General features: G+C 33.8%; 31 protein-coding genes. 24 read left to right on the forward strand and 7 right to left on the reverse strand.

Going from position 1 to position 18,088, the window contains the following annotated elements; translation table 11 throughout:
- Positions 1-34: 34 nt before the first annotated feature.
- The 5 genes from ANASTE_RS01595 to ANASTE_RS01615 all read right to left on the reverse strand — a co-directional run bounded on the left by ANASTE_RS01595 (position 35) and on the right by ANASTE_RS01615 (position 5,278).
- A complete protein-coding gene (locus ANASTE_RS01595) occupies positions 35-1,690 on the reverse strand; it encodes a DUF4153 domain-containing protein (RefSeq protein WP_007049133.1) in 1,656 nt (551 codons plus the stop codon).
- Positions 1,691-2,029: 339 nt separating this feature from the next.
- Entirely contained in the window at positions 2,030-3,106 is a 1,077-nt protein-coding gene (locus tag ANASTE_RS01600; protein WP_007049134.1) for a tyrosine-type recombinase/integrase, read from the reverse strand.
- Positions 3,107-3,251: 145 nt separating this feature from the next.
- Complete coding sequence (locus ANASTE_RS01605) at positions 3,252-3,953, reverse strand: NYN domain-containing protein (RefSeq protein WP_007049135.1); 702 nt, start codon at positions 3,951-3,953, stop codon at positions 3,252-3,254.
- A 247-nt stretch (positions 3,954-4,200) separates the two neighbouring features.
- The gene (locus ANASTE_RS01610) at positions 4,201-4,413 is read right to left on the reverse strand and encodes a hypothetical protein (RefSeq protein ID WP_007049136.1); all 213 of its coding nucleotides are present in this window, start codon (positions 4,411-4,413) and stop codon (positions 4,201-4,203) included.
- A 493-nt stretch (positions 4,414-4,906) separates the two neighbouring features.
- Positions 4,907-5,278: a helix-turn-helix domain-containing protein gene (locus ANASTE_RS01615; RefSeq protein ID WP_007049137.1), complete on the reverse strand. Its 372-nt coding sequence runs from the start codon at positions 5,276-5,278 to the stop codon at positions 4,907-4,909.
- A gap of 159 nt (positions 5,279-5,437) precedes the next feature.
- Between ANASTE_RS01615 and ANASTE_RS01620 the strand changes: the two genes are divergently transcribed.
- Entirely contained in the window at positions 5,438-5,650 is a 213-nt protein-coding gene (locus tag ANASTE_RS01620; protein ID WP_039944593.1) for a hypothetical protein, read from the forward strand.
- A 4-nt stretch (positions 5,651-5,654) separates the two neighbouring features.
- Positions 5,655-5,840, forward strand: coding sequence for a hypothetical protein (locus ANASTE_RS01625; RefSeq protein ID WP_007049139.1), 186 nt, complete (start codon positions 5,655-5,657; stop codon positions 5,838-5,840).
- A 25-nt stretch (positions 5,841-5,865) separates the two neighbouring features.
- Here the strand turns inward: ANASTE_RS01625 and ANASTE_RS11845 are convergent, their stop codons facing one another.
- Positions 5,866-6,042, reverse strand: coding sequence for a hypothetical protein (locus ANASTE_RS11845; protein WP_156777663.1), 177 nt, complete (start codon positions 6,040-6,042; stop codon positions 5,866-5,868).
- Positions 6,043-6,160: 118 nt separating this feature from the next.
- Between ANASTE_RS11845 and ANASTE_RS11850 the strand changes: the two genes are divergently transcribed.
- Together ANASTE_RS11850 and ANASTE_RS11855 are read left to right on the forward strand one after the other, a co-directional pair.
- The gene (locus ANASTE_RS11850; RefSeq protein WP_007049141.1) at positions 6,161-6,328 is read left to right on the forward strand and encodes a hypothetical protein; all 168 of its coding nucleotides are present in this window, start codon (positions 6,161-6,163) and stop codon (positions 6,326-6,328) included.
- Between the two features lie 19 nt (positions 6,329-6,347).
- Entirely contained in the window at positions 6,348-6,497 is a 150-nt protein-coding gene (locus tag ANASTE_RS11855) for a hypothetical protein (protein ID WP_156777664.1), read from the forward strand.
- On the opposite strand, the gene ANASTE_RS12020 is transcribed toward ANASTE_RS11855, so the two are convergent.
- Positions 6,458-6,631: a hypothetical protein gene (locus tag ANASTE_RS12020; protein ID WP_007049142.1), complete on the reverse strand. Its 174-nt coding sequence runs from the start codon at positions 6,629-6,631 to the stop codon at positions 6,458-6,460. The genes ANASTE_RS11855 and ANASTE_RS12020 overlap by 40 nt on opposite strands.
- Positions 6,632-6,768: 137 nt before the next feature.
- Here ANASTE_RS12020 and ANASTE_RS12285 point away from each other — a divergent pair, with 137 nt between their 5' ends.
- The 20 genes from ANASTE_RS12285 (at position 6,769) to ANASTE_RS01720 (ending at position 18,047) form a co-directional block, all read left to right on the forward strand.
- Positions 6,769-6,903, forward strand: a complete 135-nt coding sequence (locus ANASTE_RS12285; RefSeq protein ID WP_007049143.1) for a hypothetical protein — start codon at positions 6,769-6,771, stop codon at positions 6,901-6,903.
- 351 nt (positions 6,904-7,254) lie between these two features.
- Positions 7,255-7,476 carry a MerR family transcriptional regulator gene (locus ANASTE_RS01630; protein WP_007049145.1) on the forward strand — a complete coding sequence of 74 codons (222 nt, stop codon included), beginning with the start codon at positions 7,255-7,257 and terminating at the stop codon, positions 7,474-7,476.
- 2 nt (positions 7,477-7,478) lie between these two features.
- Positions 7,479-7,691: a hypothetical protein gene (locus ANASTE_RS01635; protein WP_039944595.1), complete on the forward strand. Its 213-nt coding sequence runs from the start codon at positions 7,479-7,481 to the stop codon at positions 7,689-7,691.
- Positions 7,678-8,115, forward strand: coding sequence for a hypothetical protein (locus tag ANASTE_RS01640; RefSeq protein WP_007049147.1), 438 nt, complete (start codon positions 7,678-7,680; stop codon positions 8,113-8,115). Before ANASTE_RS01635 ends, ANASTE_RS01640 begins: the two co-directional genes overlap by 14 nt.
- Entirely contained in the window at positions 8,108-8,359 is a 252-nt protein-coding gene (locus ANASTE_RS01645) for a hypothetical protein (RefSeq protein ID WP_007049148.1), read from the forward strand. The genes ANASTE_RS01640 and ANASTE_RS01645 overlap by 8 nt, the downstream gene beginning before the upstream one ends.
- 288 nt (positions 8,360-8,647) lie before the next feature.
- Positions 8,648-9,427, forward strand: a complete 780-nt coding sequence (locus ANASTE_RS11180) for a DUF4373 domain-containing protein (protein ID WP_007049149.1) — start codon at positions 8,648-8,650, stop codon at positions 9,425-9,427.
- A 6-nt stretch (positions 9,428-9,433) separates the two neighbouring features.
- A complete protein-coding gene (locus ANASTE_RS01655) occupies positions 9,434-9,619 on the forward strand; it encodes a hypothetical protein (protein ID WP_007049150.1) in 186 nt (61 codons plus the stop codon).
- Complete coding sequence (locus ANASTE_RS01660) at positions 9,603-9,947, forward strand: hypothetical protein (protein WP_007049151.1); 345 nt, start codon at positions 9,603-9,605, stop codon at positions 9,945-9,947. The genes ANASTE_RS01655 and ANASTE_RS01660 overlap by 17 nt, the downstream gene beginning before the upstream one ends.
- Positions 9,947-10,234 carry a hypothetical protein gene (locus ANASTE_RS01665; RefSeq protein ID WP_007049152.1) on the forward strand — a complete coding sequence of 96 codons (288 nt, stop codon included), beginning with the start codon at positions 9,947-9,949 and terminating at the stop codon, positions 10,232-10,234. Before ANASTE_RS01660 ends, ANASTE_RS01665 begins: the two co-directional genes overlap by 1 nt.
- 9 nt (positions 10,235-10,243) lie before the next feature.
- The gene (locus ANASTE_RS01670) at positions 10,244-10,438 is read left to right on the forward strand and encodes a hypothetical protein (protein WP_007049153.1); all 195 of its coding nucleotides are present in this window, start codon (positions 10,244-10,246) and stop codon (positions 10,436-10,438) included.
- Between the two features lie 2 nt (positions 10,439-10,440).
- Positions 10,441-10,866, forward strand: coding sequence for a hypothetical protein (locus ANASTE_RS01675; protein ID WP_007049154.1), 426 nt, complete (start codon positions 10,441-10,443; stop codon positions 10,864-10,866).
- The gene (locus ANASTE_RS01680; RefSeq protein WP_007049155.1) at positions 10,859-11,566 is read left to right on the forward strand and encodes a phage antirepressor KilAC domain-containing protein; all 708 of its coding nucleotides are present in this window, start codon (positions 10,859-10,861) and stop codon (positions 11,564-11,566) included. The genes ANASTE_RS01675 and ANASTE_RS01680 overlap by 8 nt, the downstream gene beginning before the upstream one ends.
- 700 nt (positions 11,567-12,266) lie before the next feature.
- Complete coding sequence (locus ANASTE_RS01690) at positions 12,267-12,491, forward strand: hypothetical protein (protein WP_007049158.1); 225 nt, start codon at positions 12,267-12,269, stop codon at positions 12,489-12,491.
- Positions 12,492-12,662: 171 nt separating this feature from the next.
- Positions 12,663-13,109: a terminase small subunit gene (locus tag ANASTE_RS01695; protein ID WP_007049159.1), complete on the forward strand. Its 447-nt coding sequence runs from the start codon at positions 12,663-12,665 to the stop codon at positions 13,107-13,109.
- Entirely contained in the window at positions 13,102-14,568 is a 1,467-nt protein-coding gene (locus ANASTE_RS11185) for a PBSX family phage terminase large subunit (protein ID WP_007049160.1), read from the forward strand. The genes ANASTE_RS01695 and ANASTE_RS11185 overlap by 8 nt, the downstream gene beginning before the upstream one ends.
- A gap of 85 nt (positions 14,569-14,653) precedes the next feature.
- The gene (locus tag ANASTE_RS12025; RefSeq protein ID WP_007049161.1) at positions 14,654-14,827 is read left to right on the forward strand and encodes a hypothetical protein; all 174 of its coding nucleotides are present in this window, start codon (positions 14,654-14,656) and stop codon (positions 14,825-14,827) included.
- A gap of 121 nt (positions 14,828-14,948) precedes the next feature.
- Positions 14,949-15,173, forward strand: coding sequence for a hypothetical protein (locus tag ANASTE_RS01705; protein WP_007049162.1), 225 nt, complete (start codon positions 14,949-14,951; stop codon positions 15,171-15,173).
- A gap of 1 nt (position 15,174) precedes the next feature.
- Positions 15,175-15,897, forward strand: coding sequence for a phage repressor protein/antirepressor Ant (locus ANASTE_RS01710; RefSeq protein WP_007049163.1), 723 nt, complete (start codon positions 15,175-15,177; stop codon positions 15,895-15,897).
- 9 nt (positions 15,898-15,906) lie between these two features.
- A complete protein-coding gene (locus ANASTE_RS01715) occupies positions 15,907-16,167 on the forward strand; it encodes a hypothetical protein (RefSeq protein WP_007049164.1) in 261 nt (86 codons plus the stop codon).
- Positions 16,167-18,047, forward strand: coding sequence for a portal protein (locus ANASTE_RS01720; protein ID WP_007049165.1), 1,881 nt, complete (start codon positions 16,167-16,169; stop codon positions 18,045-18,047). Before ANASTE_RS01715 ends, ANASTE_RS01720 begins: the two co-directional genes overlap by 1 nt.
- The last annotated feature ends 41 nt before the right edge of the window (positions 18,048-18,088 follow it).

Raw genomic sequence — 18,088 nt, forward strand, 5'->3', positions numbered from 1 at the left:
TGAACTAAAAAAGCAGGGAAACTCCCTGCTTTTATTATTTTATAAATAATATGCCTTCGTATGAACAGTTTATAATATTTTTATCTTTAACCTTTAAATCCAAATAAGTGAATACTACTTTGACATTATCTTTTTCATATATCATTTTAATAGTTTTATTGTTATTTTCCTTGTTGTTTTCATATAATTCATTAAAATAATCAGTAAAGTCAAAACTTACATTTTCTCCGTTTTTATTTTTGATATATTTACCTCTATAAACTAAGGCGTCACTTTTTATCCGGAACATTTTACTATATTCATCTATATTTAAACCTTTATCGTCTATATCATAGTCAAAGGAATAAGTGATTTTATCATTATCTACTATATTCGAGTACTCATCATTATTTTCTTTAAACTCAAAACCATATAGATAAGTCGTATCTTTTTTATCGGATATAAATTTTACCAATCTTGATTTTACGCCCGAGGATGAAATCAAGTAATTATGACAGCTTTCAATAGTATTTTTATCTTCTTCACTTAATTCATTTGATTTTATTATTACTCCTTCTTTATACATATCATTTTTCTCAAGCACTTTTATAAGTCTTAATTCCTGTGTTTTGTTAGATATACTATATAAATTGAATGGAGAGACTGTAAATATTAAAAGTATGATTCCTCCAATCAAAAACGGATATTTTATACTCTTTTTAGTTATGATACATATTAAAAATATAATTCCTATAAATATAAGGATCAATGAAAGTAGTCTTAAAGGGGTAAGACCATAGGCGTTTATCCTTATACCTATAAATATTAATTGTGTAATTATTATAGGAATCAGTACAAAACTTCCATATTTTTTAAAGTATAGTATGAATTTATTATTTATATTATTAATACTTAGATATAAAAATATATATCCGAGCAGTGCAAGCGACGCGTATGGGTTCATTTCTCCAACGGGAATTGTACCTGTAAATATGATTTTAAAAATATAAAGATATAATACACCTATAAGGATAGTGTACAAAGGCAGCATTACTTTTTTTATAATATTTGTATATATTTTAGATGTTTTTATTTCTGCTTCTCTCTTTGGTATAAATGTTAAAAAGAAATTTATAAATATTATTGAAAAAGAAAATGAAGCAATAATCATAAACATATTTAGGTATTTGAAATTAAAAATAAGAAGTTCGAAAGCCGAATAGCATATAGAAAGACCTAAGTATATCATTATAGATATAATACCAGTAAGCATAAATGAAGCAAATAAATGTATAAATAATGCTTTTTCATTTTCGGAAGTATATATTGTATATATCATAATGAGTAAACTTGCAATGATAATACCGTAATAAGCTAAATGAACTAAATCTTTGTAACCACCTTTCGTATATAAAAGAAGTATACAAAATACTATTGTTACAAAAGATGAAATTACAATAGATAGAATGTTATTTTTTGTTTTGTTGCTATCTTGTTTTTTATACTCAAAAAATATGTTTACAAGTATAGATACGATTATTCCCGTTATTAAACTCATTGTAAATTCAGATATATCGTACTTAAATAAACCTATATTTGTTACAAATGTACATAAAAACATTATTATAGTAAATATAAAAGTAGGAATAAATCTATTGATACTCTCTTTTAATTTTTTATTTAAAACCTTGATTTGTAAATTTTCTTTCATAATTACCCTCCGTATATGTTTAATTTATTATATCAGTTAATTTATATAATTTATTGATTTTAATGGTTACCTAATTGGAAATTAATAAAGCTATATATTTTTTAATTTGCTTAGAAAATATTAATGGTTATAGCAGAAAAAGCGGGGCACTACGCCTGCCTTTGGCAGATTCCGCGCCCCTTTAATGTATTAATTAAGTTATATAATAAATCAAACTATTTATAGTTTAAATAAAATTCAAGGTATAAATGGGCAAAAAAAGAAGACCTAAGTTTGCTTTTTGGAAAAAGCAAAAACCCTTTATTCAAGCCGTTTTATAGCTTTAAATAAAGGGTTTTGTTAGTTTTTTGTTTGAGATTTAAACAGGTCACCAAGCATTGTATCGACTTTGTTATATTCCTTTTTAAGGAAATTATCTTCGGTGTGGGTATAAGTTTCATCGGTAAAATTAACGTTTGTATGACCTAAGATACTTGTTCTTGCTTTTTTATTAAGATTTAATTCATTGGTAAATGTAGCAAAAAAATGACGTGTGCTTTTAGGAGATTTATAAGGGATATCAAGCTCTTTTAGGCAAGGCTTGTAAATATGATTTAGAAAGTACTGATAATTCATTTTAAGCCCGTTGGGCTTCGCAAAAAGGTATGTATCCGCTTTATTATATCTGTTTATGAGTATAGGTTCCAAAAATTTGGAAATAGGGATCCTTTTATTAAATCCCGCTTCGGTTTTTATCCCGATACCGCTTATTATTTTATTTTTAAAATCTACACTAAACTTTGTAATATTAAATAATTCACTTGGACGTATTCCGGTTAAACATAAAGTCAGTATAACATCAGCATTTTCAACAATATTTAAATTTTTATAAATCATTCCTACTTCTATCTGTGTGAGATAATCCTGTTCATTTTTCTTTTTCCCTGTTTTTCTGAGTCCCTTGGAATAATCAGCAAGACTTATATCATTTACCACTGCAAATTTATATATCTGTCTTAAAAGACTATACACGTATTTGAGATAATTAAAAGTATATTTCTTGCCGAGATCATCTATGATACTTTGATAATGGTATCCCTTTAATTTGGAAAAGGTTTCGTTATGGATAGGGAACAGTAATTTAAATGCTTTATGATAATTTTCCGTTGCTTTAGATGATGGATTATATTCTTTATACTGTTTTAACCATAGCTCATATACATCTTTAAATAACAATTTGGATTTATCAATGTCATAGGGATTATAATTATATTCCATTAAGGCTTTGTTGCCTTCGGTTTTGGTTCTGAAGTAACCTATGGTTTTATATATAGGTTCTCCGTATTCGTTTTTTCCTGTGTAGGCTCTTGCTATATAGGGATTTCTCCTTTTTCCCGACAATTTATAACAAGTCCCGAATTTGTTTGGGTTTTTCATGGTATAAAAATAACACTCCTTTATTTGTTTTTTTGATTTGACAAATAAGAGTGCTTTGAACTATAATACTATTGATGTTGGGTGTATTATAATTAATGCACTCTGTAAGCTCTTATCCTTTGGTAGAGGATAGGGGCTTTTTTATTTATTTTTTCTTTAGGTTAAATTTAATTGTTTCGCCTTTTGGAGGTTTGTTTTCTCTTGTGTTTAATCCGTCTATATGTTCAAACAAATCTGATTTAATACTTGAATGTAATGGATCTAGTACAAAATCAATACCTTCACGTCTTGCAAGCTTTGCAGCGGGGACAAAGTCGCTGTCACCGGAAATTAAAATTATTTGTGAAACTTGTTTTTTATAAGCAAGAGAAGCAATATCTACTCCAATTTTCATATCAACGCCTTTTTGTTTTATATCAATGAAAAAATCATTTTCTGTTATATCTTGAAGAGTTATACTTCCTTTAAATAGTTTTTTTAAGGGTTCCTTTTTTAATTTATATTCAGCTTGCTCTTCAGCTAATCTGCCTAGCCTAAGTGCAAATTTTCTTTCTTTTTTTAATGATTCTAAAAAGTCAACAGTCCAATTATATGTATCTGTTTTAGAAAAGTCAACTGTTCTGTCTAGTAAAGGATGATATACCTTTTTAGATATAGGTGTACAATCATAGTAGAAAATTCTATATAAATCATTTTTAGTCTTTACACCATCAATTTTTTCATTTAGATGTCTTTTGCAATAACTACTCAATTCAAGGGCTCTTTCACTAGGCGATTTATCTCCCCAAAGGTACATTGCTCTTTTTCTATAAAATCCTCCGTCTACTAAAATTGCTGTTTTATTCATTATTTTATCCTTTCACAATAAAAATCCCCAGGTTCGGCACTCTTGGTATAGATTAAGAGGCGTACTGCCAGGGATTAATTAACTTTATATATAAAGGTAACACAAATACACGTGTGCCTTTATACATATATATTATTCCCTGAATTCTTAAATGTCAATACTTTTTTTGAAGTTTTAAATATACGTCACTTTTAGCGAATTATATTTTTTAAACTATCGAGGATTTCTCGAGAGTTCCTTATATTTATTACTTACTACTATCTAAAATTTTTTTGTATTCAATTCCAAGTCTTATAAGTTTTTTTATTTGTGTTGATTTAGGCATATTTGTACTGATTTCATTTATTATATCTTCGTCTGTATTTTTATTTAATTTTAAACTTACTCTTATTGTATTTGCTTTATCGTAACGTTCATTTGCCTTTCCCTTTGATGTTTCGGAAAATTTTTTATTTGTCATTATATACCTCTTTTATTATTTATGGTTATTTTCATTTTTACTTATAATTATTACGAGAAAAATATTTAAGATTGTAAGCAATGCTATAATAAGACTTACAGATAAGCTTGATTTTATTAATATTGTAAAAATGATTAAGTTTAAAAACATAAGCAAAATTATTAATTTTTTCATAGTATTTTTTTTAAAGATATGGTATTATTTGATTGAGGGGCAGTGCCCCTCATGAACTTACTTCTTGAAAAAGGTTATGGTTGCTATTAAGAGTGCTAATCCCTGCAAACCTAAACTTGCTATTTCATATGGAGTGGGTTCTTTTTTCTTTGGTTTTACTTTTTCCATATCTTTTTTCCTTTCTTATTTCTATAACTATATTATACAGGTATTACCTGTATAAATCAAGTCTTTCAATAAAAAATATTAAAAAATTACCCACTATTTATCTTTATTTTTAAAATCAATTATATATAAATTGTCGATTTTTGTAACTTTCTTATCCTTTTAAAAATTTAGAAGAAGATGATTTTAACGTTTCTTCTTCCTGTTCTTCAAGTTCCATATCCGTTATTTTATCGACTCTGTTTTGACGCGGTTCATTTAGTTTTCTATATTTACTGATATGTGACATTTCTCTATTATTTAAAAAATGTTTATTTTTTTCTTTTGATTTGATACCCAATAAATCATCTCCTGAAACATTTAATATTTTAGCTATTTTTTTTATTGTTAATATATTGGGCTCTCTTTTCCCATTTTCATAATTTGAATAAGTTGAGGTATCTATCTCTAACATTTCAGCTATTTCTTTTTGTTTGAAATTTTTTAATTTTCTAAATTTTTTTAAATTATCACTAAAAATACTCATTATATCTCCTTTTATGGTAATTATAAGTTGTCATTTTGAAAAAGTCAATAAAAACTTGACATTTTGACAAAAATATTTTATAAATATATTGACAAAACGTCAAATAAGATATATTATACATATAAAGTTGACAAAACGAATAAAAAGAGAGGTAAAATAATGTTCCCAAATTTAGATGCAGAACAAGCTAGAAATAAATTAACTAATGAAATGACAGCTAAGAATTTGAATTTATCTCGTGTTTCATATGAAAGCAAGAAAAAAACAGGCAAATTTAATATCCATGAAGCAAAGAGATTATGTAAAATTTTCAAATGTTCATTTGATTACTTATTTATGACGGAAGATGAAATAAATAAAGACGTGGGGTAGAGGAATGAAATTAAGAAAAGAAGAAAAAGGTAATAGATTATTTTACGGATTGGATAAAGATCTGTTGGATATAAGATTTGAATTATTTGAAGTGTTGCAAAAGCATAATTTAACTATAAGAGAAGCGGTAAAGATACTTGAAATTACAAGTAAGGAAATTATGATTAGCATGAAAGATGAAAGGTTATAAAAAAGACTCTTTTTGAGCCTTTTCATTATTTTTTAATAATTTTATTAAATCTGGTATAAAAATCATTAAATATATGTACATATGCTTCAGTTATGCAGTCCGCATCATAGTTATCTGATTTACTTTTATCAAATAAATCTTTTTGGAATATTGGTAATAAAAGCATTGTCATATCATGTGCACGTTTTTCATTGTCTGTCATAAAATAAAATCTCCTTTCTATACTCGGCAATTGGGGTGCCTGTATATACATTATATATCGGAAAATATAACATAAGAGAGGTTTTTGCGAAAAATTATAAAAAAATGGAGTAGAGGGAATGGATGGAGGAACTTTGGTATACATAATAGTATTTTTTGCTGCTATTATTTGTCTGTTTATATATAAAAAAATAAACCCGGAAAGTTTCCGGATGTATTTTATCTGGGTAGTATTCAATTTGCTTCTCGGATTATATCTTCTCAGACCTTGGGGGATTTTTGGATAAAAAATCTAAGGAGGAAAAAATGGATAAATCTAAGGAAATTCTCTGTCAACAACTTGAATTATTGGCAGAGAAGTCAAAAGATTGTTCTTTTGAAGAACTTTTGAAGATTACCGATAAAATGATTAAACTTTATTCTGCATTGGTTTCTAAAGAAGAAAGTTTTGTATAAAAAAGTTCGATCATATCACATATAGTAGACGATGGTAATGCTCCTGATTTATAATCTTCGGGTTTTGTAATAGCAGCATTATTGATTTGGGCTATAGCAAGTTCAACAGCCAATTCTTTATCGGATTTAGGCATAAAATCTTAGTCTCCTTTCTATGTTACTCGGTATTGCAGTACCTGTATATTTATTATATGTCGGAATTTGTAACATAGCAAGGGAGATGATTAAGCAAAGAGGTAGAGGGTATGTTTTATAAAACAAAATTAAAGAAATGGAAGACAGGATCAACAAACTGGAAAAGGAAGGTAAGGAATATTCTTTGGCTTTCGGAAGCAGGGAAGTGACATTATCGGATTTAGTAAAACTAATAGATATTTATTGTATGGAAAGAAAAAAGTCTAAGTAATAAACATTAAGACCTAAACTGTACGCAGGTAGTATAATTTTTTCCTTTTAAAAATATGTAATATATGAATTTTGTAGCAAGTGTACCATTTTACAGAGCCGATTTATTAAGTTTTCTGCTTAGCACCTGCGTACAGTTTAAGTTTTAATAAAAGCAGATAAAAATATATTTGCTTTACATAAAAAGAAATAAAGAAGAAAAAATAATAAAAGTATTCAGTCGGTACCGGGCGGGAGAAGTCCCAAAGAATAAATAAGGAATACGCACACATCCCCTAAATTTATTCAACTTAGTCTATAATCTGCTTCTCTCGTCCGTTATCGGCTGAATATAAAGAGGAAAGGAGAAGATATGGAAGAAGTAAAAATGCTTACGGTACAGGAAGTTGCGGTTAGGTTACATAAGAGTACCAGGGCAATAAGAAGGGGGATTATACAGGGAGTGCTGCCATTTGGGAGCTGTGTGAAGTGTGAAGATGAATATGAGAAGAATATATTTGTTATCCCAGAAAGCAGACTTGAAGCATGGCTTGAGGGAAAACTTGTATATCCGCATGTGGGAAAGGAAGGATGAAAATGAGAGAAAATAAAAAAAGAACCGCTTATGCCGGCAAGCAAAAAAGCAGTTCAATCAAAATATCTACTAAGATACTAGCATTTTTTAAGGAATTTGTCAATATCGAAGATCATCCCATGTTATGCGGATTATTTATGGGGTTATTTATAGGGATAGTGATAATATCCCTGGGAAGTTATTTAGGCAGGTGGTTAGCGTATGCAGGATTTTAGGAATTTGACAAAGTCATCACATCCGCTGAGTTACATATTCAAAAGATTTCTTAAGGCTTACCGGAACGATAAAGGGATAACTCTTAATCGGGTAGACGTAAGGGAGTTATTTATATACACGGACAAGCTTGAAAGGGAAAACGCCGAACTCGGAAAGTATAAGATAAGGTCCTTGGCGGATAAAGCAGTTGAGGAAAACAGGCTTTATAAGATTACGGTTATGGATAGAGATAAGGGAGATATAATAAGCGACACGACGGTCAACTATAAAGGGCTGTTCGGTATCCTTATAGAAAAGTTTTCCAATGATGATATAAAGCAATTTGAAAGGGATTTGCTGATGGACGGATATATATTCGCCGAGAGAGGAAAAGAGACGATATCCATAGCTCAGAGCGTCTTAAAGGGCGGTAAATATGGATAAGTACAAATGTTATGACACTCTTGTAACGGGAAGCTACAGAGGAGCGGTGAGCTACATATTCGAAGGTATGAAAGACAGTCTTAACAGGGGAAGTTATTACAAGATGACTGCCTTTGATATGGAAAGGCTGATGGATCATGTAATAGAGCTTCACAATGATATAGAGGCTTTAAAGATAGAAAGAGAAGTAAAGGACAGAGAGATAGAAAAAATCAGAAAGAAAGTTCCTTTACTTGATATTTAATAAAAAACAGTAGAGGTATAAACATGGAGAGGGGCATGATTATAAAATAAAAAAAGGAGGAGTATCCTCCTATGGACTCAAAAATAAATCCCCTCATTTTTTTATATATTTATATGGACAAGGGAGGTTATGCTGTCGTTCTTAATGGGGTTACAGTATAGTCTCAAAAAAAAATCGGGGTCGTATTACCGTTCTTCGGGGTGGTGATACCGTTTCGTTAAATTTATACGGGGTCGTATCGGTGTTTCAATTTGAGGTGCCGTTATTGTTTCGTGAAAGGATGTACATATGGACAACGGGATAAAGTATTTTCCTTTGGATGTACATCTTGATGATGAGTTCGATTTTATCGAGGCAGATTTCGGACTGAAAGGGTTTGCGATAATAGTTAAACTATACCAAAAGATATACGGTTCGGGCGGTTATTATTGTGAATGGGATTCGGACGTTGCAAAGCTGTTTGCCAAGCGTGTAGGCTTGGCGGGTGGTTCTGTCGTGTCTGAAATAATCGAACAGTGCCTAAGGCGGGGTATTTTTAGTGCAGAGCTTTATGAAAAGTACGGGATATTGACTTCGAGAGGGATACAAAAAAGGTATTTCAAGATAGTTAAGAGACGTACTTCAGTAGAAGTCGATTCAAGGTACCTCCTTATTAAGGTAAGCCCAAATTATCAAGATGTAAGCAAAAAGGAAAAAAATGTATACAAAAAAGGCAAAAATGTATGCAGTTCTTCACAAAGTAAAGTAAAGGAAAGTAAAGTAAAGAAAAGTAAACATATATACGGTGAATTTAGAAATGTACTTCTTAGTGATGAAGAGTACGAAAAGCTCAAGAAGAAATATACGGATTATGAAAAGCGTATAGAAGATTTGAGCTATTATATCGGGAGTACGGGAAAGAGTTATAAGAGTCATTACCTTACCATACTCAAATGGGCAAGGGACGAAAAAGAGAGGGAGAGAAATAACAAGAGCGGTAAAAGCGGTAAGGAGACTTTGCAGAGCGATTTGGAATATGAAAGCTACAGTGAAGATGATATTGAAAAGATGATGTCGGAGGGAGAGTAGGGATAAATGGAAAAGATATGTAAAAACTGTATTTATCAGAATGAAAGCATGCTGTTTTCGGATAAGAGGTTATTTTGTCATGAGAAGAAAAGTTATGTAGAGGGTGACTTTTCATGCGGGGAGTTTAATGATATATCCGGGGGAGTGAAGATATCAAAGGCAGAAGGGATAAAGGATGAAAAAGTGGACTGAAGCGGAAGAGAAGTATTTAAAAGAGAGATGGGGAAAAGATATAGCAAGCAAGATAGGCGAGAAGCTTAACAAGAGCACGGATACTGTAAGGATGAAGGCACTTCGTATGGGGCTTATAAAGAGCGAAAAGGATAAAAAGAGAAATTGTAGAGGTTGCGTATTCTTAGGCAGGCTGGGAAGCGGAGAAAAGTACTGCGATTATATGGTCCTTACGGGAGAAAGAAGAGGGTGCGACGTAGAGGAGTGTGACAAAAAGATGACGAGGAAAGAAGCACCGAAGGAATTACTTAAAAAGATAAACAAGAGGAAGGAGCTTAGCTTGCACTGATGAATGATTTAAAACAAGGTTTAAAAGAATATGCAGAGTTAAAGGGATATAAAGTAACCGGAACGAACAGGAAAGACTTACTTTCATTCTTTAAGAAAGAGACGAACATAAATTCAAAGACTACATATACGGAAGTGAGCATTTGGGGATTTGAAAAAGGTGTTTACTGTATGGAGGTAACTATGACCATAAGCGAAGGGAGCGAAGAAAAGAGAGCGAGAAGCGTGAGCGAAAGAAGAGTAAACATAAAGGAAGATGAGCTTAAGCAGTGTTTGCTGATATTATAGGAGGAGAGGATGAAAAAGGACAGGCTGACGATGACAGTAGGTGGGAATTTGTATTTAAAGAGTATGGAGGGGACGTATGCGAAGTGCAGCGGAAGAGAGAAACACTTTGATAAATATTTGAAGCTGGCTATGTATGAAGATATGGAAGAAGAGTACATAAAGACTAGAGAAGCGAGAATGATCATGATAAATAAAAGAGGGTAGATATGGCGGGGTATAAACATGTAGAGGCGATGTTGTACGATTATCCTTTAAGGAAGAAGCAGATAGAGATAAACAGGCTGAAGATAAGAGAGCTGGAGCTTAGAAAGACGGAGCTTGGGGCAGTCGTTTACGACGGGATAAAGGTAGAAACTTCAAACATAAGCAACACTACGGAGAAAGAAGCGATAGAGCTTTATCAATCAAAAGAAGTCTTGAATAAAAAAATAGAGAAAGACACTTTATTTTGTAAACGGATAGAGACGGCTATGAGTACACTCGGTGATACTGAAAGACTTATTGTAGAGGGGAAGTATTTTGAGGGGATGAGGGATTATGAGGTGTATAGGAGGTGCGGGGTAAGTAAGAGCGGGTATTATAGGCTAAAGAGAGGATTGATTGAAAAGATAGGAAGGATTATAAATGAATGATTTGATTAAAATAAATTATGAAAATGACAGACCGACTGTGCTTGGAAGAGATTTACATAGGATGTTGGAAGTAAACAGTAATTATACGACTTGGTTTAGAAGAATGTGTGAATATGGATTTACCGAAAATGCAGATTATTTAACTTGCTTTCCTAATTTGGAAAGGGAAATTCATGGAGGACAGAATAAACAAGACCACCAGCTTACAATAGAAATGGCAAAAGAAATTTGTATGCTTCAGAGAAGCGAAAAGGGAAAGCAAATTAGACAGTACTTTATAGAAGTCGAAAGTCAGTTTAACACTCCCGAGCTTGTAATGGCAAGAGCTTTAAAAATGGCAGACAGACAGATGAAGAAACTTCAAAATAAGTTAGAAACTGATAAACCGAAAGTGATTTTTGCGGACGCAGTCACATCTTCCAAACAGTCAATATTAATTGGAGAGCTTGCTAAGCTTTTAAAACAAAATGGAATTGAGATAGGTCAGAATAGACTTTTTTCGTGGCTCAGGGAGAACGGATATTTGATAAGAAGAAAGGGAAGTAATTATAATATGCCTACTCAAAGAAGTATGGATAAACACTTATTTGAAATAAAGGAAACAGCTATAACTCATAGTGACGGACACATCAGTATATCAAGGACTCCTAAGGTAACGGGAAGAGGTCAGCAGTATTTTATAAATATTTTCTTGTCGTAGAGGATAAAGGCAACAAAAAGTTGTCTTTTTTATATTTTAGGCTTGACAATATAAAGAAATTTTAAATAACTATTGACTTATGGTCGACCATAATGTATAATATAATTACAGTTAATAAAACATTAACGAGTACGGAGGCAAGAGCCAGAAAGGGATATTATGGAAAATGGAATGACCAATGAACAATTTAAAACAGTACTTGAAATGATTATAGAGATAATCAAATCGAGTGACAGCAAAGAAGAAGCAATAAAAAAAATAGAAGCCTTACTTAAATAAGCAAAGCTTCAAACACTGTTTAAGTATTGGGCGGTACTTGCCACCGTCCGATACTATATATATGATAACATTTATGTTATGAAAAGGCAAGATTGAGAGGTGTTTATTATAGATAGAAAGAAAATAGGCAGACCGACAAATAATCCCAGAAGTGAGAAAATCGGTTTTAGAATGTCAAAAAAAGAAATTGAGGATATTCAGAAATGTGCTGATGCGATGAATACTAAACGTGTAAATGCAGTTATAGAGGGAATATCTTTATTAAAGGAAAAATTAAAAATAAAATAAAAAAAGATGTAAGCTGCCACCGACTAAAGCCACAAGCTTACATCAAAACCGATAGAAGTATCTATCTATAAATATTTTACTATGGATTGAAACTTCTGTCAAATACAAAAAAATTTGAAAAGGAGTTTTTTTAATGGAAGAATATAGAATAATGATGGAATTATATTATAAGTCACAAGATAGAGAAGATTATTATGAGTTGTATGAAAAGTATGTGGAACCTGAGCTTGGCAAAATAATGGAGAGTGAGAGCTTCAGCGATGTTGACGAATATGCGGGGAGCATATCGGCAAATTCGGAGATGTTGGGATTTGTGATGGGATTTAAGACTGCAATGGAGCTGATTATGGAGTGCTAAAATTAATCCAAATTAAAAATTGGGACAATTTTGGGACAATCTTGGGACATTTTTTAAGAAAAAATGTGTTATTATGTTATTAGGGAATTAGAGGCAGAGTTAAAACTCTGTCTTTTTAGATATAAAACAGAGGCGAACCCTCTGTTTTTTTAAGTAAACAGGGGGGTAAGAATGGGAAAGGAAGGTAAATTGACACAGAAGCAGAAGCGTTTTTGTGATGAATATATAATATGCTTAAATGCCACCGAGGCGGCTATCAAGGCGGGGTATGCGAAGAAGAGTGCGTACTCTATCGGGAGTGAGAACTTGAGAAAACCTGAAATAAAGGCTTATATAGACGAAAGGCTCAGTGAGATAAGGGGAAAGAAGATAGCGGAAGCCGAGGAGATAATGGAGTATCTGACATCGGTGGTAAGAGGAGAGAGCGAGTCGGAGATAGTGGTTATCGAAGGAGAGGGGCTTGGGGAGTCCAGTGCGAGGAAGATAAGGAAGAACCCGGATGAGAAAGAAAAGCTGAAGGCAGCGGAGCTGATCGGTAAGAGGTATGGACTGTTTACGGAGAAGGTGGAGCTGGACAGCAGCAAGAAAACTATAAAGGTGACGCTTACGGATGATTAATGAAAGTGAAATAAATATTGAAATATCAAAGAAAGTATTCAATGAGGTCTATCTTCCTTATATCGATAACGAAGACAGGCTTCTTATTTTTTACGGCGGTGCGGGAAGCGGGAAGAGCGTGTTCGTGGTACAGAGGTATGTGTATAAGATACTTAACAGTGATCTATGCAACGTACTTGTGGCAAGGAAGACGGGGAACACCAACAGGACTTCTACCTTTGCACTGTTCAAGCAGGTCATTTATAAATGGAACTTGGGAGAGTATTTTCTGATTAACAAAAGCGATATGAGCATAACATGCAAGCTTAATAAAAATCAGATAATATTCAAAGGGCTTGACGACGTGGAAAAGATCAAATCCACGACATTTGAAACGGGAGAGCTTACGGATGTATGGATAGAGGAAGCCAGCGAGATAGAAGAGGACGACTACAAGCAGCTGAATGTACGTTTAAGAGGGGGAAAGAGCAAGAAGCAGATAGTGATGAGCCTTAACCCCATAGATATAAATCACTGGATAAAGCTGAAGCTGATAAACGAAGACAAGGCTACATATCTTCATACCACTTATAAAGACAACAGGTTCATTGATGAGGATTACAAGAGAGAGCTTGAGAGCTACAAGGACACGGATATATATTATTACAATGTGTACTGTCTGGGAATGTGGGGAGTTCTGGGAGACAGTGTATTCGATGTGGGTGTAGTGAACAATCAGCTTGCAAAGGACATAAGACCCGTAAAGAGGGGATATTTCTTATACGACTATGACGGGAAGGATATAACGAATATAAGGTGGATAGAGGACGCGGGAGGATATATAAATATATACGAAGATGTGAAGGGGAGATATCCTTATGTTATCGGAGGAGATACTGCGGGAGACGGGAGCGACAACTTCACGGCTCATGTAATAAACAATGTAACGGGGCAGCAAGTATGCACAATGAAAAATAAATTTGATGAGGACTTATATGCAAGGCAGGTATACTGTCTGGGGAAATATTATAACGACGCACTGGTAGGGATAGAGGCGAACTACTCCACATATCCCAATAAGGAGCTTGAAAGACTTAAATATCCTAAAATGTATGTGAGAGAAAGAGAAGATACATACACAAAGAAGATGGTAAAAGCCTTCGGATTTGTGACTACTTCTTTGACGAGACCCATAATAATAGCAAACCTTATAAAAATAGTCAGAGAAGAGGGAGAGAAGATAGTGGATAAAGATACGCTGGAAGAAATGCTTACATTCGTAAGGAATGAGAAAGGCAGACCGGAAGCGGCAATGGGAGCCCACGACGACTTGGTAATGGGGCTTGCCATAGCATACAACATAAGAGAACAGCAGGAAATGACGATACCGAAAGAGAAGAGACCTAGACACTATAACTTTGAGGCAGAGAAGCCGAAGAGGGGGAGAAGTGATTTGGGGAGTGAGGTTAAGGTGGTTTAAATATTTTATAAAGGTATAAATATCTCTTGACTTTTGTTAGACAATAATATATACTTATGTTAGACAAAAGTTAGGAGGTGTAAAGTTGTCTAAAAAAATAGGGCGACCAACTAATAATCCGAAGCCTTATAAGCTTGGTGTTAGATTAAATGAAAAAGATAAAAAAATATTGGATTTATATTGTGAACAATATGAAGTTAATAAAAGTGAAGCTGTAAGTGCAGGGATAAAAAAGTTGGAAACCGATATAAAAAAATAAGAGAAAAGGCTGTAGTTTGCCGACCGCACCTAATCTCTTATGCACCAGAGGTTACCCAACTGATAAATATATTATATCAGATACGGATACCTCAATCAATAAATTTAGGAGGTATTTTTTAATGGAAGAATATAAAAATATAATGCAGTTACATTATAAGTCACAGGATAAGCCGGAACATTATGAATTATATAAAAAGTATGTGGAACCTGAAATAGATAAAATAATGAAGAGCGAGAGCTTCAGCGATGTTGACGAATGTGCGGGGAGCATATCGGCGAGTTCGGAGATGGTTGGATTTGTAATGGGATTTAAAACGGCAATGGAGCTGATTAAGGAGTGCTAGGATGAACGAAATAAAGATATTTGAAAACAGTGAATTTGGAAGAGTAAGAGTTGAATTAATAAATAATGATATATATTTTTGTCTTAAAGATGTATGTGAGGCACTATCAATTACCAATACAACAATGGTTGCCAATAGATTAGATGTAGATGAAGTGACTAAGTTAGATTTAGGCGGTAAATCAGGAAGTACCAATTTTGTAAATGAAAGTGGTTTATATTCTGTTATATTAAGAAGTGATAAACCCAATGCACAAAAGTTTAGGAAATGGGTAACATCGGAAATATTACCAAATATCAGAAAACACGGAGCATATATGACCGATGAGACGCTTGAGAAAGCTCTGTTAAGCCCTGATTTCCTTATCCAGCTTGCTAATCAACTTAAAGAAGCAAAAGCATTGAACAGTAAGCTGGCGGTAGATAATCAAATAATGAAGCCTAAGGCAGATTATTTCGACGAACTGGTGGAACGAAACACATTGACGAATTTTACGGAAACGGCTAAGGAACTGGGGATAAAAAGAAAAGTACTTATAAACTTTCTTATTAATAAAAAATATATTTACAGAGACAAAAAGGGTAAGATACTTCCTTATGAAAGCAGAAATAAAGGATATTTTGAGATAAAAGAAAGCTTCAACAATAAAACTGACTGGAGCGGAGTACAAACTCTTATAACTCCCAGAGGAAGAGAAGCCTTTAAGCTCATGATAACGGGATAAGGAGGAGTAATGAACGCAAACTTAATAATAATTAGTATTTTGATATACGGCACTGTCAGTCTTCTGACGGTGCTTTTTTCTTACAATCTCGGGCTTAGGAACGGAAGAGAGATACGAGAGGAAAAGGAAGTAAGCAGGATCGTAGAAGACAAAGGAAAGAGAGTGAAGATGAGTAAGGAAGAGAAGAAAGAGATGGATCTGATAAACACCGCACTTATGAATATAGATAACTACGACGGGACAAACAGAGGGCAAAGGAAGATAGGATAATGGAAGAGATGTATAGTAGGACCGACGAATGGACCTTATATGAAAAGGGGAAAGACTTTTTAAACAGGAAGAATATTTACAGTGATACGGACAAGGTATATAGGTTTTTCAACGGGAACCAGTGGCAGGGGCTGGAAAGCGGAGTAATATCGCCTATCACATATAACATAATAAAACCTATAGTGAAGTATAAGATAGGGGTAATAAACGGGAACGGATACAGCATAGTCTTTTCTCCCAACAACTTTGAAGATGAGAGATTTCAGATAGAAATGACGGATTTATGCGAGCAGCTGAACGAATATATCAATATCTTATGGGAGAACAAGAAGATAGACGCGAAGGCGAGGGAGATATTAAAGGATGGGTGTATAAACTCTGAGGGTATATTATATCTCGATTATGATATGACGGAGAACGAAGTAAACCCGGAAGTCATAAATAAGACCAACATTTATTATGAGAATGAAAACAACCCTGATATAAACGAGCAGGACTATATCCTTATAACAACGAGACGAAGCGTTTCTTCGGTAAGGAGAGAAGCTAAGAAGAATATGGAGTTTGGGCTTAACAGTCTAAATAAAGACGATATAGATAATATAAGAGGAGACAACAACACAAAGGAACAGTCCGGGGATTATGCAAAAGAAGAGCTTAATAACATGGTCCTTGTGGTAAGCAAGTTCTTTAAGAAAGACGGTCACATATGGTTCAAGAAGTCGACGGAGAATGCGGTCATAGAGGATGAGAGGGATTTGGGGCTTAGTAAATACCCTATAGCTCACTTTGTATGGGAAGAGGTGAAAGGAAGTGCCAGAGGCACGGGAGAAGTCTTAAACCTTATACCGAACCAGATAGAGATAAACAAGACGGCTACGAGAAGGTCTTTGGCGGTGATGATGGGAGCATATCCCAAATTGGTGGTGGACGGAGACAGGATAAGTAATCCTGACAGCATAACGAAGGTTGGGAATGCTATATTTACAAAAGGGCAGACGGTGGACGATGTAAGGAAAGTCGTGGGATATTTAAATCCCGCAAGCATGAGTTCGGACAGTGTAAGCCTGCAAAACGACCTTATAAACAACACTAAGGACTTAGCGGGAGCGGGAGACAGTGTTACGGGGGATGTAAACCCCGAACAGGCAAGCGGACAGGCGATACTTGCGGTACAGCAGGCGAGCCAGCAGAACCTGACGGATTATCTTATAAGGTTCAAGGATTTTCTTGAAGATGTGGCGAGCATAATGTTTGAGATGTGGCAGGTATATACTCCCGATGAAGGGAAAGCCATAATAACCAAACAGTCCGTACAGGGACTTAAGGAAAATATGGGACCTCAGATAAATATGGAAAATATCAATCCTTATTCAGCGGAAGAAGCGGGAGAAGGGGAGGATTTCGACAGTAAGCTGATATCAAGCAAGGTAGGACACGGAGAAGTGGTATCAAGTGTAGAAGAAAACGATAAGGATATCGAAGATAAGGAAGTATACATAAGAAAAGTTATACCGAAAGAGCTTATAGAAAAGCTCAAGGTAAATATCAAGATAGATGTATCACCGAACTCTCCTTTTGATAAATACGCGAGAGAGACGGCACTTCAAAACCTTATGACAAATCAGCTGATAACATTTGAAGAGTACGCCGAAAATTTACCTTCCGACTCTGTAATGCCGAAGGATATACTTACAAACATCTTAAAGAAGAGAAAAGAAGAGGAAGCGAAGATAAATCAGATAGAGATGGCAGCGGAAGAGAAGAAAGCGGAGATAGACAGTAATTTAGCCGCAGTGCCGATGGAAGAAGAAGCCATGAACGCTATGGGTAACGGTATGACGGGACAAGTGCAGAATGAGGGAGAATTTTATAATTAGATTAAAGTACCGATAAGGTATTTTTTTATTGCCGACGGGCG

This window comes from Anaerofustis stercorihominis DSM 17244 (assembly GCF_000154825.1).
GTDB classification, from domain to species: Bacteria; Bacillota; Clostridia; order Eubacteriales; family Anaerofustaceae; genus Anaerofustis; species Anaerofustis stercorihominis.